Origin of the sequence: Amycolatopsis acididurans (genome assembly GCF_012328925.1) — a bacterium.
Taxonomy (GTDB): Bacteria; Actinomycetota; Actinomycetes; order Mycobacteriales; family Pseudonocardiaceae; genus Amycolatopsis_E; species Amycolatopsis_E acididurans.
On the sequence record NZ_JAAXLS010000007.1, the window covers coordinates 196,501 to 213,192 of the forward strand.

A 16,692-nucleotide genomic window follows, 5' to 3' on the forward strand; every position below is an offset into this window, starting at 1 on the left:
GACCTTACCCACACGCCTGCCGTCGCCGCACCTCAGCGCACGCGGCCGTAGTCGCGTTGCCCCCACCACGACCATTCCTGCTCGTTCGGGCCGCCGGTCTCCCAGCCGTACGCGGCGAAGAGAAACCGTTTGGCCTCCAGATCGAATCCGCCGAGATTGGCCGGGCGGTGCTGGGTGTCGTAGCTGACCCAGTACCAGGCGTTCATGTTGTCCGTACCAGCGATACTGTCGACGGCCGCCGCGGTGGCGTAGTGGTCGGGATGGTCGCCGGGATTGCTCGTGGAACTCGGGTCGGCGGTGTTGGCCCACGGGACCTCGCCGCTGTCGCGATGGGCGGCCATGATCGCGCGCAGGATGGACACGAACGCCGACCAGCCCCGGTAGGGCGCGCTGCCGTCGAGCGGTGTCAGCGAGCTGATCTGACCGTTGCGCAACTGGGTGAGCGAACCGTGCCCGAAGCCGTTGCCGTCGAGCCCGCCGTCGGGCAGGCGCAACGGGTAGAGGAACCAGTTCGCGGCGCGGTAGCGGGTGAGCTGGCGGCCGCCCATGGCGATTCTCTCCGAGACCACCGGCGGATCGCCCATGCTGGCGTTGAGCGCGGCGACATTGCCTTGCTCGCGTGCCTGCCACCAGCCGTCGGTGCGCCCGGCGTCGCCCGCCGTGGTGGTGATGTGCACGACCTGGGCGCCCTGGGTGTGCTGGTCGATGTAGAGTTGCTGGCCGCGGAACAGTAGTGCGTCGTCGGAGTGACCGGCGATGTAGTAACTGTGGATCATCCAGCGTCCTCTCGTTGCCGTGCCGGGACTTCCTGCGAGCCTGGGTCCTGGACCCGGTCGCGCAGCCGTTTGGCGGCCTCCTCGGGAAGGACGGTGCTGACGGGGATCCCGGTCGCCAGCTCCAGCCCGGCGGGAATGGTCAGCCGCGGCAGGATCCGCAGCCACCACGACAGGTAGGGCACGTGCTCGAGGCCGACGGGCGCGGTGTGCAGCACGAGATTGTAGGCGGGTTCGTGCAGTTCCGTGTGCAGCGCCGCGAGCACGGTGCGCAGGGCGCGTGCGATGCCGTCGAGCTCCCCGTGCGGCACGGCGGCGAAGTCCGCGCGGTTGCGGGTCGGCGAGATCCGGACCTCGAACTCGGCCGCCGGGGAGAACGGGACGAACGCGGCCGTGTCCCCGTCGGCCAGCACGATGCGTTCCCCGCTGGACAGTTCGCCCGCCAGGATCTCCGCGGCGAACGAGCGGCCGTTGCGGTCGTAGTGTTCGCGCATCACGGTCAGCTCGCGCCGCGTCGCCGAGGACAGCACGGGCAACCCGACCGCCTGGGAATGCGGATGCGACAACGAGGTGCCGGCCGCGGCCCCGTGGTTGCGGAACAGCACGACCTGCGCGGCGTGGCTGCGCAGCGCGCGATGCCGCGCCTGCCAGGCGAGCAGCACGTTGCCGACCTCGGCGGTGGTCGCGGTCGCGGGATTCCAGTCGTGGTCCGGGGACTCGACGATGACCTCGTGGTGGTCGGACAGCGCGTACCGGTTCGGTACGGCCCGCACCTGCCAGCTTCCCGGGCGCTCGCCGGGAAGCCGCCACGTCTCCGGCGGGGTGTCCTCCCCGGGACCGGGACAGAAGGGGCAGGGGGCGGCGGCGCCCTGGGGCCGCGCGGCGCGCCCTGGCGCCAGTACCGTCCATTCGCCGTCGAGGTGGTCCCAGCGCAGTTCGCCACCGTGCCAGGCCTTGGTCGCGGTCATGAGGCAGCCTCCCCGTCCGCCGGACCGCGGTCGAACGTGGCCAGGCAGTGCCGCGAGCAGAAATGGTGGACCATACCGTCGCGCTCGAGGGTGAGTTGTGGGTCGAAGGTGGTGAGGACCATGCCGCACACCGGGTCGCGTGGTGTGCCGGTGCCCGGCAGGTCGCCTGCCGGCTCACCGGCGGCGAGCCCGGCCAGCAGGGTGAGTTCGTTGAGCAGCAGCCGCGGCAACAGGAAATGCTTGCGTACCCGCTCGCGGCCGGCCGCGGCGAGGGTCGCGGCGTGGCCCGGGTCGGTGAGCAGGTCGATCAGCGCCTTGGCGCAGGCCTCGACCGAATCGACGAGGACGCCGCCGCACTCGTCGGCGATCTGCAACGGAATGCCGCCCGCGCGGCCCGCGACCACCGGGGTCTGCTTCCACAGCGCCTCGGACACGACGAGCCCGAATCCTTCCCGGATCGACTTCTGCACGATCACCTGGGACAGCTGCTGGAAGGCGTTGACCTCGATGTTGCCGACGCCGGTCAGGTTGGTGAACAGGTGGACGAGCGGATCGCCGTCGGTGGCGTCGCTGATCGTGCGATACACGTCCCAGCCCTCCGGATCGTCGAGTGCCATCGAGCCGACCAAGGCGAGCTGGAGGTCCGGCACGGTCTCGCGCGCGATGCGGTAGGCCTCGATCACACCGAGCGGGTCCTTCCACTTGTCGAACCGGGACACCTGGGTGATCAGCGGGTGGCCGGGCTCGATGCCGATCCAGTTGAGTACCGCGTGCGCGGTCCGGTCGTCCAGCGACATGTTCTTCGGGCTCAGCGGGTCGATGGCGGGCGGGATGACGTCGATCAGATCCAGGGGCAGGTCCGGCGGCACGAATTGGGCCATGGTGAACACCGTGGCCGCGTACCCGTCGAGGAAACCACGCAGGTAGTGCCAGGTGGCCGGGTCCGGTTCGGAGGTGTCGATGTGGCAGCGCCAGATCCAGCTTCCCTTTCCATCGTCCACATAGGACCTCAGGGCCGTGGGCTGTGGATCGTGCACGAACACGAAATCGACGTCGCGGAATTCCGGATCCGAGCACAGTGCCGCCGCGTTGCGTTCCGCGGTCCGCTCGAACAGCGTCCGGTCGGTGTCGGTGAGGACCGCGGGGGCGCCTTGCAGCGCGTTGTGCATCTTCTTGGTCACCGCGAAGAACGGCTCGGGGCCGCTGATGATCTTCCAGGTCGCGTGGATGCCCAGATCTCGGTACAGCGGGACGGCCGAGCGCAGCAGCTCCGCGACGCCGCCGCCGTACGGGGTCGCGCTCAGATGCAGGACACGCGCGCCGCGGAGGCGTTTCGCCGTGTCCAGCAAGGGATCCATGATCTGCTCGGGCACCGCCGTCCGGTAGGAGGCGATCGACAGCTGCCCGATGTCCACGGTCTGGAGCATGTCTCCACCGCAGCACATCCCCGCGCCTCGCACCGAGGTCCATCGGCAACGGACCTCGGGGACCTATGGCCCTTCGAGGAGCGTTCAGCGCAGCGGGAAGCCGAGTTCGCGTCCGGCCGCGCGGAGTTCGTCGCGGACGCCGGGATGGGCGACGTGGTCGACGATCTGCTGTGCCTGCCCGGCGGCGTCGTGGCCCCAGATGTGCGCGGTGCCCTGCTCGCTGACGATGAAGCTGTGCTGGAACGAGGTGACCGGCCCGGTGAGGCGGGGCACCACGGTCGAGGTGTCCGCCTTGGGGTGCCAGGACGGCAGTGCGATGATCGCGCGCCCGCCGGGGGAGTGCAGCGCGCCGACCACGAAGTCGGTCTGCCCGCCGAATCCGGAGTAGATCGCGCCGTGCACCCGGCTGGCGTTGGCCTGGGCGAACAGGTCGACCTGCAGCGCGCTGTTGACCGAGACCAGGCTCGGGCGGCGGGCGATGAGGCCGGGGTCGTTGGTCTTCTCGGTTCGCAGCATCCGCACCCGGGGATTGCCGTCGACCCACGCGTACAGCTCCGGACCGCCGAACAGGAAGGACGCCGTGACGGGCACGTCCGGGTCGAGCGCGCCGGCCTTGTCCAGCGCCAGCACGCCGTCGCTGAACATCTCCGACCAGATCGCCAGGCCGCGGCGCGCGGTCAGCTCGGCCAGGGTGGCATCCGGCACCGCCCCGATGCCCAGCTGCAGCGTCGCCCCGTCCGGCACCAACTCGGCCACCCGCGCCCCGATCGCCCGCGACACCTCGTCGGGCGGGCGGGGGAGCGGGCTGGGCAGCGGCTCGTCGGTCTCCAGGGCGAGGTCGATCTCGTCCTCGGCGATCAGCGCGTCGCCGTAGGTGAACGGCATCCGCGGGTTGACCTGCGCCACGACCAGGCCGCCGCGGGCCCGTGCCGCCTCGATCGCCGCGGGCAGGATGTTGACCTCGGTGCCCAGCGAGACGGCGCCGGCACGCGGCGCCGAGGTGTGCACGACCACGATGTCGGGTGGCAGGACGTCCCGCAGCAGGTTCGGCACCAGCGACAACCGGGACGGGAAGTACCGCAGGCCGTCGCGGCCGCGCATGCCCGCGCCCACGAAGGGCGTCTCCAGGGTGACCCCGGCCCGGTCCGGCACGCCCTGCTGCGCGTTGAGCATGAACAGCCGGTATCGGGCGAGCGCGCCGTCCACCACGGCCAGCGCCCGGTGCGGGGCGGCGAAGTTGCCGCCGGCAACCACCCTGGGCACCCCCGGCACACCGGCGAGCACGGCGGACAACTGCGATTCGGAGATCATGCGCACGGCGCCCATTGTCGCCGGACGGGGCTCAGCCCAGTGGCGCGGTCCAGCGGATCCGGGTGCCGCCGGTGCCGGGGCGGCCCACGTCCAGCCTGCCGCCCGCCTCGGTGGCGCGGTCGGCGAGGTTGTGCAGGCCGCTGGTGGCCACCTTCTCGGGGATGCCGATGCCGTCGTCGGCGACGTCGATGACCAGCTCGTCGGTGACGCCGACGATGACGGTGATCGTGGAGGCGCGGGCGTGGCGGACGGCGTTGGAGACTGCTTCGCGAACGACGGCCTCGGCGTGCTCGGCGAGGCACCCGGGAAGCCCGGCGAGGTCGCCCGAAATGCGGATGGTGGTGCGCAGTTCGTTGTTGCCGGTCGCTTCGGCGACGATCTCGTGCAGCCGGGCACGCAACCGGGTGGGGCCCCCGGAGTCGGTGTGCAGATCGAAGATGGCGGTGCGGATGTCGCCGATGATGCTGTGCGCGTCGTCCACGAGATCGGCGAGTTCGCGGCGCACCTCGGGGTTGCGTGCGCGCGGGTAGGTGCTCTGCAGGTTGAGGCTGTGCAGGAACAGGCGCTGGATGACCTGGTCGTGCAGCTCGTGGGCGGTGCGGTCGCGTTCGCTCAGGACGGTGAGGTCGGCAAGGCGGCGCCGGTCCTGGGTCACGCGGATGGCGATGGCGGCCTGGTCGGCGAACCCGGCGGCCAGCGGCAGTTCACCGGGCCGAAACGGCGCGGCACCCGGGGCACGAAGCGCGACGAGCACACCGGTGACGGTGTCGGCGGCGGCGCGCAGCGGGAGCACGAGCGCGGGCCCGGACACGTCGCGGAGCGGCTCGTGTCCCAGCGTGGGCAGCTCGGCCGGGCGCGCCTCACGAAAGGCGCTGCCCTGCCCGGAACCCCCGATGGGAACTCGCCGGCCGAGCACGGTCGTGGCGTGCTGCCCGCTGCCGTGGGTGACGGTCAGCGTGGTGACGTCGCGAACCGGGAGCTCGGGATCCTCGGGTTCGGCGACGAAGGCGGTATCGGCCCCGGTCAGCTCGCGGGCGCGATCGGCGGCCAGCTGCAGCACGTCGCCGATGTCCGTGCCCGCCAGCAGTGCGGCGCGCACATCGCTGGTGGCCTCGTGCCACGCTTCGCGATGGCGGGATTCCTCGTAGAGGCGAGCGTTGTCCACGGCGACGCCCGCGGCGGCGGCGAGCGCCTGCAGGATGATCTCGTCGTCCTCGGTGAAGGATTGCCCGTCGTGTTTCTCGGTGAGGTGGAGATTGCCGTAGACGGTGTCGCGGATGCGGACCGGGACGCTGAGGGAGGAATGCTCCGGCACGTCGCCGATCGCCGAGGTGAGGCCCTCGTACACGAACTGGGCCGGCTTCTGGTGTGCCTGGTCCAGGACGCTGAGCGCGCCGTAGCGGCAGCCCACGAGTTCGGTCGCGGCCCGCACGATGCGGCGCAGCGTGTCCTCCAGTTCCAGGCCCGCGGTGACGACGAGTATCGCTTCGAGCAGCCGGTCCAGCTGTTCCCGCGACCCGGACAGCCTTTCGATGCGGTCCCGCACCTCGCCCAGCAGCTCGCGCAGCCGCAAGCGCGGCAACGTGACCTTGAGCGCGGTGGCCGCCGTGTCCCGGTCGCCGCTCGGCATCTTCTTCCTCTGGCGTCAGCGTGTTTCGCGGATCCGCCGAGGTCCGGAGCGGAGGTGGACCTGCACGAGAGATCTCGTGATCGCAATGATCTCACCATACGGCCCTCTTCTTGATCAAAGCCATACTCCGCACGGGTCATGCCGCCGCGGCGGCCGGGGCGCGCCGCCTACTGTGGACCGAGCTGCCCGCCCGATCGAAAGGAGCATCGATGCTCGCCATGCGGTTGACCGAGTTCGCCGGACCGGACGGGCTGCGGCTGGAGGAGGTCGGTGAGCCTGCCGCGGCCGGCCGCGTGCTGGTCGAGCTGGACGCGGCGGGTGTGTCGTTCCCGGATCTGCTGCAGTCCCAGGGGCTCTACCAGGTCAAGCGGGAGCTTCCCTGCGTGCTGGGGATGGAGGCCGCGGGCGTTGTCCGGGAGGCCCCGGCGGGCAGTGGCTTCACCCCCGGCCGGCGGGTCGTCGTGATCGCGATGGACGGGGCCTGGCAGCAGGTGGTGGCGGTGGACCCGGCGCAGGTGCTGCCGTTGCCGGAGCACGTGCCGGCGACGACGGCGGCCGGGCTGCCGGTGAACTATCTGACCGGGCATTTCGCGTTGCGGCGGCGGGCGAAGGTGGAGCCGGGGGAGACGGTGCTGGTGCATGGCGCGGCGGGTGGGGTCGGGGTGGCGGCGTTGAACCTGTGTCGTGCGTGGGGGTTGCGGGCGATCGGGGTGGTCAGTGACGAGCGCAAGGCGAAGGTCGCCGCTGCCGAGGGTGCGGATCATGTGGTGCTGGTGGAGGGCTGGTTGGAGGCGGTGCGGGAGTTCACCGGCGGGCGTGGGGTGGATGTGGTGCTCGATCCGGTCGGCGGGGACCGGTTCACCGACAGCCTGCGCAGCCTGGCTCCGGAGGGCAGGGTGGTGGTGCTGGGGTTCACCGGGGGCGGTATTCCGACGGTGAAGGTCAACCGGTTGCTGCTGAACAACACCTCGGTGCTGGGTGCGGGCTGGGGCGAGGTGCTCCGCCAGGAACCCGACTACCTGCGGCGCCAGTGGAACCAGCTCTACCCGTTCCTCGACGACGGCCGGCTGCGGGTCACCGAGCCGCAGGTGCGCCCGCTGGCCGAGGCGGCCGGCGCGCTGCGTGCGCTCGCTGACCGCTCGGCCGCCGGCAAGATGGTGCTCTCCCTGCGGGACTGAGTCCGCGGGGCGCGGCTGACGGCCTCGACGCCCACACGCTGTCTCACCTCGGCCCGAGCTCGAACCGGGGCTGGACATTCATGGTCATGATTGCAATGATCATCACCAACGTGTGATCGTGTCGCGAGGTCGAGGAGGACCGCATGAGCGCACCTGCCGTCCGGCAGCGCAGTGGCACCGTGGTGGCCGCGATCTGCTGCCTCGCCGTGATCTTCGACGGGTACGACCTGTCGGTCTTCGCGACGACGATCCCGTCGCTGCTGGACTACAAGGCATGGCACCTGGACGCCGCCGGGGCGGGCGTGATCGCCAGCTACGCGTTCATGGGGATGCTCGTCGGTACGCTGATCTGCGGTTTCGCGACCGACCTTCTGGGGCGGCGCAAGATGCTGATGGCCAGCATGAGCTGGTTCTCGGTCTTCATGGTCGCCTGTGCCGTCGCGCCGAACGTGGAGTTGTTCGGGCTGTTCCGTTTCCTTTCCGGCGTCGGGCTGGGCGGGTTGCTGCCGACGGCGCTGGCGCTGTCGGTCGAGTTCGCGCCGCGCGACCACCGGAACCTGGTCAACGCGCTGGTCAGTTCCGGCTTCTCGGTCGGCACGATCGGGGCGTCGTTGCTGGGCCTGGTGGTGCTGGAGTCGTTCGGGTTCCGGCCGATGTTCGCCTTCGGCGTGCTGCCGCTGGTCGTGCTGGTGCCCCTGGCCTACTTCCTGCTCCCGGAGTCGGTCGCCTTCCTCGCCGCGAAGGGCAGGCTGGAGGAAGCCAAGCGGGTCGCGCGGCAGTACGGGCTGGACGAGCCGGTGGCGCGTGAACGTTCCGTCGAGCAGCGGGCGGGCCTGCGGGACTTGTTCCGGCCGCCGCTGCTCACGATGGCGATCGTCTTCGCGGTCACCACCTTCATCGGCCAGCTGTTCATCTACGGGCTGTCCACCTGGCTGCCCCAGATCATGCGGTCGGCGGGCTACCCGCTCGGCTCGGCGCTGAGCTTCCTGGCGACGATGAGCCTGGGTGCGATCGCCGGGGCGGCCGCGATGTCGTGGTTCGCCGACCGGGCAGGTCCCCGGCCGGTGGCGATGTGGGGCTTCGCGATCGGCGTCGTCTCGCTGGTCACGATGAGCGCGGGCCCGCCGACGTTCGTGCTGTACATCGCGGTGGCGCTCGCCGGGGTCGGCGCGAACGGCACGTCGGTGATCCTCAACGGGTTCATCGCCACCTGGTTCCCCGCGGCGAACCGGGCGACGGCACTCGGCACGATCATGACCGTGGCGCGGCTCGGTGGTATCACCGGCCCGATCGTCGGAGGGCTCATCGTGTCCGCCGACGTGGGGGTGCGGTGGAGCTTCTACGTGTTCGTCATTCCCGCGGCGATCGGGATCGCGCTCGTGCTGCTGTTGCCGCGCAGGCATCTCGACGGCCGTCCGATCGGCGTGCTCAGGCAGCGGCAGAAGGAGCCCGCACGGGTGTGAGGGCTATTCCGCGCGGCCGAACGAGCGGATCGCGGCGGTGATGAAGACGACGGCGAACACCACGACGATGCCGATTTCCGCGCCGATCGGGAGCGTGTAGCCGAACAGGTCGACTCCGGTGGGGAAGCGGGCTTTCGCGGCGGCCGGCATGTCCTGCGCGGCGAACACGACCCGGCGCAGCGGGTCGACGGCGTAGGTCAGCGGGTTGATCCGCGTGACGACGGTGAGCCAGGCGGGCAACCCGGACACCGGGAACAACGCACCGGAAAGGAACAGCATCGGCAGCAGCACCAGTTGCATGACGACCTGGAAGCTCTCCATCTTCGCGATGCGGCTGGCCACGAACACGCCGAACGAGGTCAGCGCGACCGCCATCAGCAGTTCGAGTCCGATCACCTCCACGACGAGCCAGGGCGTCATGCGCACCCCGATCAGCGGGGCCAGTACCAGCATGATCGTGCCCTGGACGGTGGCCACCGTGGCGCCGCCCGCGGTCTTGCCCAGCACCAGCGCGGTGCGGCTGACCGGCGCGACGAGCATCTCCCGCAGGAAGCCGAATTCCCGGTCCCACACGATGGAAATCGCGCTGAAGATCGCGGTCGTGACCACGCTCATCGCCACCACGCCGGGGAAGACGAACTTCTTGAAGTCGAAGCCGCCGGTGGTGCCCACCAGTGACGACATTCCGTAGCCCAGCACGAAAAGGAAGAGCAAGGGCTGGATCAGCCCGGTCACGATCCGGATCCTGGTCCGGGTGTAGCGGATCAGCTCGCGCTGCCAGACCATGCCCGCGGTGCGGGCCTCGGCGGCCAGGTCGTGTTCTCCTGCCGTGGTGACCATCATGCGCGTCCTATCGGCGAGCGGCCCGCGCCCGCACCATCATCGAGCGTGTTTCGCCCGGCTCGTCGCGGATTTCGCGGCCGGTGAAGTACAGGAAGACGTCGTCCAATGTGGGGCGGTGCACGTGGACGTACCGGACCGGCACTCCGGCCGCGCCCACCAGCGTGCCCACGGCAGCCTCGCCGTCGGGCACGGGGATCATCATCCCGTCCGAGGTGCGGTGCACGTCGAAACCGGCGAGCCGCAGCGCGGAAAGCGCCGTCTCGTCATCGGCCGTACGCAGCTCCACCGTGTCGGCGCCGACGACGGCCTTCAGCTTGTCCGGGGTGTCCAGCGCCACGATCCGGCCGTGGTCGATGATCGCGATGCGGTCGGCGTACTCGGCTTCGTCCATGTAGTGCGTGGTCAGGAAAACGGTGATGCCTGCCTCGTCGCGCAGCCGCAGGATGTCCGTCCACAGTAGAGAGCGGGTCTGCGGGTCGAGTCCGATCGTCGGCTCGTCGAGGAACAACACCCGCGGCGCGTGCAGCAGTGCCCTCGCCACCTCCAGCCGCCGGACCATGCCACCGGAAAAGGCCGACACCAGGTCCCGTTTGCGGTCGGCGAGCCCGACGAGCGCGAGCACCCGGTCGATGCGCGCGTCCCGCTCGGCGCGCGGCACGCGGTAGAGCACGGCGTGGAACCGCAGGTTCTCCTCGGCGGTGAGCTGCTCGTCCAGCGTGTTCTCCTGGAACACCAGTCCGATGTGGCCGCGGACCGCCTTCGGGTCCTCGAGGATGTCGAACCCCGCGACCCTGGCCGTGCCGGAGGTGGGCCGGGCCAGCGTGCAGAGCATGTTGATCGTGGTCGACTTTCCAGCGCCGTTGGGCCCGAGGAAGGCGAAGACCTCGCCTTCGGGCACCGCGAAGCTCACGTCGTCCACCGCGAGCACCTGGCCGAACCCTTTGCTCAACTGCTCCGCCTCGACTGCCATCGCCATGCCGGGGACGCTATCGGCGGCCTCAGGCGGCGCGAAGTGCCGAGCGGCCCGGGCGCGCGGGACCTTGGGCCCGCGCAGTGAGCGCAGGAGGTCGGGCATCACCGGCACGCCGGGCCGGTCGTCGATCTGGCGCAAATCCGCGATGCCCGCGGCGACCACGAGAACGCCGGTGACCCCGAGCAGCAACCGGGTCGCCGACAACGAAATCGCCATCCCTCCGATGTGGACCCACCACGAGCCGCCGACGCCGACGAGGACACTCGACAACGAGATCGACAGCAGCAGCACGACGCGGCTTCCGGTTTGCACGAACGAGAACACCCGGCCGCGGACCCGGTCGCCGACCTCGGTGCCGAGCAGCGTCACGCCGGAGAGGAAGGCCATGCCCGCACCGGTGCCGGTGCCGAGCGCGCCGGCCAGCGCGACCACCAGTCCCGGCGCCAGCGCCAGCACCACGACGGTGCATCCGGCGAACACGATCGACAACGCGAACCAACGCCGTCGGGACAACGAGCCGACCAGCAGCGGACCGCCGGCTATGCCGGCGGCGAGCCCGATGAACAGGACGGCGAACAGCAGGGAGAACGTGCCGTCGCCGCGGCCGAGTGAGCGGGCGTAGAACTGCGCGGTCCCGATCACCGCGCCCGCCCCGGCGAACGCGATCAGCACGCCGAGCACCAAGCCACGGACGAGGCGGTCGTGCGCGACGTAGGTCCAGCCGTCGGCCAGTGCGCGCAGCAGGTGCGGCTGTTCGGCCGCCGGCCGGGTCGTCGCGCTGATCTGTTTGATGCCGAAGAACACCACGGCCGCGTTGGCCAGAAAGGTCACGGCGTTGAAGAACAACGCGATCTTGGGCGGCCCCGCCCAGGCCGGGACGTGCCCGCCGAACAGGAAGGGGATGACGCCGTTCATACCGGCCATCGCCAGTGCGGCCAGCACCGGTGCCACGCCGTAGGTGGTGATGAGGGTGAGCTGGTTGGCCGCTTCGAGGCGCTCCGGGGGCAGCAGGTTGGGCACCGCGGCCTCTTTCGCGGGCCCCCACACCAGACCGAGCGCTTCGATCACGAACGTGGCCAGCGCGGCCCAGCCGAGGACCAGCGGCGCCGAAGCCGACAGCAGGCCGACCGCGGGGATCGAGGCGAACAGCACGAACCGGGCCAGATCGCACAGGGCCATGGTGTGCCTGCGGTCGAGCCGGTCGGCGAGCACCCCGGCGAGCGGGCCGAGCACCAGTGCGGGCAGCAGCCGCACCGCGATCACGCCGCCGAACGCCGCGCCCTTGGCGGCCGACCCGCTGACCTGCCCGGCCGCGAAGGTGGAGGTGGCCAGCACGCCGAGCCAGTCACCGAGCGAGGAGAAGGCCAGCACCGTCCACATGCGCCGGAACGGGCCGACGCGCAGCGCGGCCCGGATGCGCTCCCATTGTCCCGGGGCCGGGGTGGTGGCAAGGCTCACGAGCCCACATCACCACGCCGCGGTGGTGCCGGATGAGAGGACAACGGACACCGAGCAGGAGCCGATCGTCCCTCCTCAGGTGTCGTCGCCGTCGGTGTAGAGGTCGGCGATCGCGGGATAGTGGTTCACCACGGCCCAGGCGAGGTCGTGGAGTTTCCAGTGGCGGCTGCGGGCGTAGGTGTGCAGCCGCTCGAAGGCGTCGCTCACGCTGATGTCCGCGCGTTCGGCGACGATGCCCTTGGCCTGTTCCACGGCGAGGCGGCTGTTGATGGCGTTCTGCAGCTGTTCGGCGATCAGGTCCCGCGTCCGCATGGCGCGTTCGTGCAGCAGGCCGATCGTGGCCACGTCCGCCAGCGCCTGCGCCACCGAAAGCAGGGTGGGATCAAGGGGCCCCGCCTCGGTGGTGAACAGGTTCAGCCCGCCCAGGACCTCGTCGCGCAGGCGCATCGGCAGGGCGTGCACCGCGGCGAAACCGGCGCCGAGTGCTTCGGCGGTGAAACGCGGCCAGCGGGTCGTCTCAGCGGTCAGATCGGGGCAGCTGAGCGGGGCGCCCGTGTGGTAGCAGTCCAGGCAAGGACCCTCCTCGTGCTGGAGCTGGAACAGTTCCAGCAGCTGCGCCTGTTCGCTGGAGGCGGCCAGCAGGTTGAGCCCGCCGCGGTTGTCGGCGAGCAACAGTCCGACCGCGTCGACACCGAGCGTCTGCTGGCACCGCACGGTGAGCAGGTGCAGGAAGTCGACGAGGTCGAAATCCGCGACGAGGGTGTCGGCCAGTTCGACGAACGCCGTGGTGACGGCATGCTGCGGGCCGGTCATGCATCTCTCCCGGGAGCGTGGTCGGTTACGATATCTGCGTCTCCGGGGGCGAAACGCAGCCGTCGTTCCACCACCGCGCGTGCGACGGCGGTGAGTTGCAGCTCGTGGCTGTAGGCGTGGGCGCGCAGCCGCACGAGTGCGTCCAGTACGGAGATCCCCATCTGGACCGACACCATTCCCGCCGCCTGGTGCACCTCGGCACGCCACAGGGGTGGCCTGCTCGCCGCGGCCGTACCGTTGACCGACGTGGTGATCCCGGTGCGGGCGTCGAGCACCAGCAGGAGCGCGGTGTCGGCGTAGACGAGGGCGTCGAGCAGCTGATCCTGGCTGAGCTGACCCGGGGTGTCCCGGTAGAGGTCCAGCACGCCGACCCGGAGGGCGCCGAGCGCGAGCGGGAGACTGTGCAGGGCGTGCACGCCGATCCGTGCGGCAGCCGGTGCGAAGGCGGGCCAGCGGCGTCCGCTCAGTGGCGAGGCCAGATCGTCCACGAGGGTGGGCGAGCCCGATTCGACGGCGTCGATTCCCGGTCCCTGCCCGAGACTCGCCTGCAACTCCTCCATCTTGCCGGCGCGGGAATCGGTGAAACACACCGCTTCCAGTAACGTGCTGTCGCTGGCCAGCATCAGGCTGGCGCCGGTCATCTCGGTGGCCTGCACGCAGGCAACGCACGCGTGTTCGGGCGCCGGCGCCGCACCATCGGTCCCGTGCGAGGTGATGTTCGCCCAGGCCCGCGTGACCCGCTCGGTCTTCATCACGAGAACCTGCTGCTGCCACACCGTGGTTTTCCCATTGACCGATCTTTTCTCAGCTCGCCGGTACCCGGAAGGGCCATTGGTCCTTGCGCGATGGGGTGGTGCGAAAGGTCCTCGCAGGTGGTGTCCAACGGCCATCGCCGGGCGCGGCGCCGCGGCGCGAGGATCGCCGCACCGGCCCATCCGGGGCACGCAGTCGGGAGATCGTCATGGGCGCCATCGAGGCACGCGGACTGAGCAAGCGCTACGGCGCCACGCTCGCGCTGGACCGGTTGGACCTGGATCTCGCGCGGGGTGAGGTGTACGGCTTCCTCGGCCCGAACGGCGCGGGCAAGACGACCACGATCCGGTTGCTGCTGGGCATCCACCGGCCCACCGCCGGGCACGCGATGGTCGCCGGTTTCGACGCCTGGGCGGGCGCGGTCGCGGCGCACCGGCACGTCGCCTACGTCGCGTCGGAGCCGACCCTGTGGCCGGGCCTGACCGGGGCGGAGACGCACGATTACCTGGCCAATCTGCGCGGCGGCTGCGACCGCGCCTACCGCGAGATCCTGATGCGGCGCTTCGACTTCGACCCGGTCAAGAAGATCCGCGCGCTGTCCAAGGGAAACCGGCAGAAGGTGCAGCTGGTCGCGGCGTTCGCCACGCGCGCCGAGATTCTCGTGCTCGACGAGCCGACCGCGGGGCTGGACCCGTTGATGGAGGCGGCGTTCCGGGAAACCGTCGGCGAGGCGCGCGAACGCGGCCAGACCATCTTCCTGTCCTCGCACGTGCTCAGCGAGGTCGAGCTGCTGTGCGACCGCATCGGCATCCTGCGCGCGGGGCGGCTGATCGACGAGGGCACGCTGGCGCAGTTGCGGCACCTGTCCGCGCGCACCGTGGAAGTGTCCTTCAGCCGTACCGGCGTGGACCTCGAACCGTTGCGGCGGCTGGCGGGAGTGGAGGTGGCCGGCGCTGCCGACCACCACGTGATGTTGCAGGTGCGCGGCGAGATGGGTCCGCTGCTGGACACGCTGGCCCACCTTCCGGTGACCACAATGGACAGTCGCGAGCCGAGCCTGGAGGAGATCTTCCTGGTGCACTACCGCGACCAGGCTCCGGTGCCGGCGTCATGACCGCCCTCGCCCCCGCACCCGTGGTCGCCGCCGGTTCCGCCGGGCAGGGCCTGCGCACGATGGTGCGCCGTCAGCTACGCGCCAACCGGACGTCGACGATCGTGATGGCGGTACTGGTCGCGATCGCCAACGCCGTGCAGATCCAGGCCTACACCTCGGTGTTTCCCAGCGCGGCGAGCCGGGACGCGCTGCTGCTGCCCTTCGCGAGCAACGCCGGGCTGCGCGTGCTGTACGGCTACCCGTTCGACATCGGCGACGTCACCGGCTGGGTGTCCTGGCGGTCGGTGTCGTTCGTCGGCCTCGTACTGGCCGTGTGGGCCATCATGATCACCTGTGGCGCGCTGCGCGGCGAGGAGGACGCCGGGCGCGGAGAGATCACGCTGAGCCAGCCGCAGCCCCGTGCCCGCTGGTTCGCCGCCGCGGTGTGCGCCGTCGCGATCGAAACGGCGGTCATCGGCGTCGTCAGCACGGCGGCGATGGCCGTGGTCGGCGTCGGCAACCACCTGATGTCCGTCGCGAACAGCGTCGAACTCGGGCTTCAGGTCAGCCTGCCGGCGATCCTGTTCGGTGCGATCGCGGCGCTGGCCTGCCAGCTGTGGGGCACCGTGCGGGCCGCGCGGCTGTGGGCCGGGGCGGTGCTCGCCGTCGCGTTCGGCATCCGCGCCGTCGCCGACACCGGCACCGGGCTCGGCTGGCTGCGGTGGGTCTCCCCGCTGGGCTGGTTCGAGGAACTGCGCCCGCCGCAGCCGCCCGGAGTGGTGCCGCTGGTGGTCATCCTCGGCACCAGCGCCGTGGTGGTCGCGGCCGCCCTGCCGCTGCTGGCGCGTCGCGACATCGGGCTCGGTGTGCTCGCCCAGTCCGACAGCCGCCCGCCGCGCCGCTTCCTGCTCCGCACGCCGTGGCAGGCGGCGTTGCGCGACGAGTTGCCGCAGCTGGCGACCTGGCTGGTGGTCACCATGGCGATGACCGCGCTGATGGGCGGGCTGATCAAAACCGTGCTCGACCTGGTCAACCAGAACCCGGTCATGGCGAGGGTGACCGGCGCCGAGGTCGGGGTGAACGCCTTCGTGGCCGCCATGTTCTCGCTCATCCAGGTCATCGCGGCACTGCTGGTGGTCACACTGGTCGCCGGGGCGCGCGGCGAGGAGGCCACCGGGCGGCTGGAGCTGCTGCTGGCGATGCCGCGCGCGCGGCTGGGCTGGCTGGCCGGGCGGGTGGTGCTGGCCGCGGGACTGGCCGCGCTGCTGTGCCTGCTGGCCGCGCTGGCGATGTGGGCGGGCGCGGCGGCGACCGGTCAGCACGTCGCCCTCGGCGCGCTGCTGGCCGCGACCGGCAACAGCCTGCCGGTCGTGGTGGTCACGGCGGGGTTCGCCACGGCCGTGCTGGGGCTGGCACCGCGCGCGGTGTCGGCCGGATACGCGGTGGTCGCCGTCGCCTACCTGTGGGACGCGCTGGGCACGGCGTTGCGCGCGCCGCACTGGACACTCGAACTCAGCCCGTTCCACGCGCTGGCCCAGGTGCCGCTCCAGCACGTCGCCGTCACCCCCGTGCTCGTGCTGTGCGCTCTCGGGCTGGCGCTGTTCGGTGCCGGGGCGGCCGCTTTCCGCAGGCGGGACCTGGCCGCGGGGTGACCAACCGGTCCGTGGCGCTCGCGTTCAGTCGTCGTGCGACGGGGTGCGCGCCGCGCTCCAGACGAGTTTGAGGTCGGACAGCAGTTCCATCGGCTTGGCCGACACCGACTTGGGCAGTGTGCCGGCGAACGTGAGCGGGTGGCGGCTCAGCCGCCGGAGCATCCGCCTGGGCTTGGTGGCCACGCGGTGGCTCAGATCGGCCAGGTACTCGCTCCGCAGGTCTCTTTCGATGGTCTTGCCGCATCGCGTGCACGTGATCTTCACCAGCAGCCGGCCGGCGTAGGCGAGCTCATGAGGCGTCTCGTCGCCGCACCGGGAACAGACCAGGTCCGCGTTCTCGATCTTGCTCATGCTCAT

14 protein-coding genes are annotated in these 16,692 nt (G+C 70.9%); 4 read left to right on the top strand and 10 right to left on the bottom strand.

Translation table 11 applies throughout. The features are described from left to right. Positions 1-32 precede the first annotated feature (32 nt). The 5 genes from HFP15_RS14045 to HFP15_RS14065 all read right to left on the bottom strand — a co-directional run bounded on the left by HFP15_RS14045 (position 33) and on the right by HFP15_RS14065 (position 6,109). On the bottom strand, positions 33-776 hold the full coding sequence (locus HFP15_RS14045; RefSeq protein WP_168515483.1) for a PIG-L family deacetylase: 744 nt from the start codon (positions 774-776) through the stop codon (positions 33-35). Next, positions 773-1,741, bottom strand: a complete 969-nt coding sequence (locus HFP15_RS14050; protein WP_168515485.1) for a galactose-1-phosphate uridylyltransferase — start codon at positions 1,739-1,741, stop codon at positions 773-775. The genes HFP15_RS14045 and HFP15_RS14050 overlap by 4 nt, the downstream gene beginning before the upstream one ends. Further along, positions 1,738-3,168 carry a glycosyltransferase gene (locus HFP15_RS14055; RefSeq protein ID WP_168515487.1) on the bottom strand — a complete coding sequence of 477 codons (1,431 nt, stop codon included), beginning with the start codon at positions 3,166-3,168 and terminating at the stop codon, positions 1,738-1,740. Before HFP15_RS14055 ends, HFP15_RS14050 begins: the two co-directional genes overlap by 4 nt. Positions 3,169-3,252: 84 nt before the next feature. Further along, positions 3,253-4,479: an acetyl-CoA hydrolase/transferase family protein gene (locus tag HFP15_RS14060; RefSeq protein ID WP_246271689.1), complete on the bottom strand. Its 1,227-nt coding sequence runs from the start codon at positions 4,477-4,479 to the stop codon at positions 3,253-3,255. A 31-nt stretch (positions 4,480-4,510) separates the two neighbouring features. Then, positions 4,511-6,109, bottom strand: a complete 1,599-nt coding sequence (locus HFP15_RS14065; RefSeq protein WP_168515491.1) for a sensor histidine kinase — start codon at positions 6,107-6,109, stop codon at positions 4,511-4,513. A gap of 209 nt (positions 6,110-6,318) precedes the next feature. On the opposite strand from HFP15_RS14065, the gene HFP15_RS14070 reads away from it, so the two are divergent. Both HFP15_RS14070 and HFP15_RS14075 read left to right on the top strand, forming a co-directional pair. Continuing rightward, positions 6,319-7,287, top strand: coding sequence for an NADPH:quinone oxidoreductase family protein (locus tag HFP15_RS14070; protein WP_168515493.1), 969 nt, complete (start codon positions 6,319-6,321; stop codon positions 7,285-7,287). A 143-nt stretch (positions 7,288-7,430) separates the two neighbouring features. After that, a complete protein-coding gene (locus HFP15_RS14075) occupies positions 7,431-8,750 on the top strand; it encodes an MFS transporter (RefSeq protein ID WP_168515495.1) in 1,320 nt (439 codons plus the stop codon). A 3-nt stretch (positions 8,751-8,753) separates the two neighbouring features. Here the strand turns inward: HFP15_RS14075 and HFP15_RS14080 are convergent, their stop codons facing one another. The 4 genes from HFP15_RS14080 to HFP15_RS14095 all read right to left on the bottom strand — a co-directional run bounded on the left by HFP15_RS14080 (position 8,754) and on the right by HFP15_RS14095 (position 13,589). After that, positions 8,754-9,593 (bottom strand): ABC transporter permease, encoded by an 840-nt coding sequence (locus tag HFP15_RS14080; protein ID WP_210717210.1) that lies wholly within the window; start codon positions 9,591-9,593, stop codon positions 8,754-8,756. 7 nt (positions 9,594-9,600) lie between these two features. Next, positions 9,601-12,024, bottom strand: a complete 2,424-nt coding sequence (locus HFP15_RS43870; RefSeq protein WP_312871586.1) for an MFS transporter — start codon at positions 12,022-12,024, stop codon at positions 9,601-9,603. Positions 12,025-12,099: 75 nt separating this feature from the next. Next, on the bottom strand, positions 12,100-12,837 hold the full coding sequence (locus HFP15_RS14090) for a GAF and ANTAR domain-containing protein (RefSeq protein WP_168515497.1): 738 nt from the start codon (positions 12,835-12,837) through the stop codon (positions 12,100-12,102). Further along, complete coding sequence (locus tag HFP15_RS14095; RefSeq protein ID WP_168515499.1) at positions 12,834-13,589, bottom strand: GAF and ANTAR domain-containing protein; 756 nt, start codon at positions 13,587-13,589, stop codon at positions 12,834-12,836. Before HFP15_RS14095 ends, HFP15_RS14090 begins: the two co-directional genes overlap by 4 nt. Positions 13,590-13,798: 209 nt before the next feature. Here HFP15_RS14095 and HFP15_RS14100 point away from each other — a divergent pair, with 209 nt between their 5' ends. Continuing rightward, the gene (locus HFP15_RS14100) at positions 13,799-14,704 is read left to right on the top strand and encodes an ABC transporter ATP-binding protein (protein WP_168515501.1); all 906 of its coding nucleotides are present in this window, start codon (positions 13,799-13,801) and stop codon (positions 14,702-14,704) included. Beyond that, positions 14,701-16,335 carry an efflux permease Rv1217c-related protein gene (locus tag HFP15_RS14105; RefSeq protein ID WP_168515503.1) on the top strand — a complete coding sequence of 545 codons (1,635 nt, stop codon included), beginning with the start codon at positions 14,701-14,703 and terminating at the stop codon, positions 16,333-16,335. The genes HFP15_RS14100 and HFP15_RS14105 overlap by 4 nt, the downstream gene beginning before the upstream one ends. 24 nt (positions 16,336-16,359) lie before the next feature. Here the strand turns inward: HFP15_RS14105 and HFP15_RS14110 are convergent, their stop codons facing one another. Next, complete coding sequence (locus HFP15_RS14110) at positions 16,360-16,686, bottom strand: hypothetical protein (protein ID WP_168515505.1); 327 nt, start codon at positions 16,684-16,686, stop codon at positions 16,360-16,362. Positions 16,687-16,692: the final 6 nt, after the last annotated feature.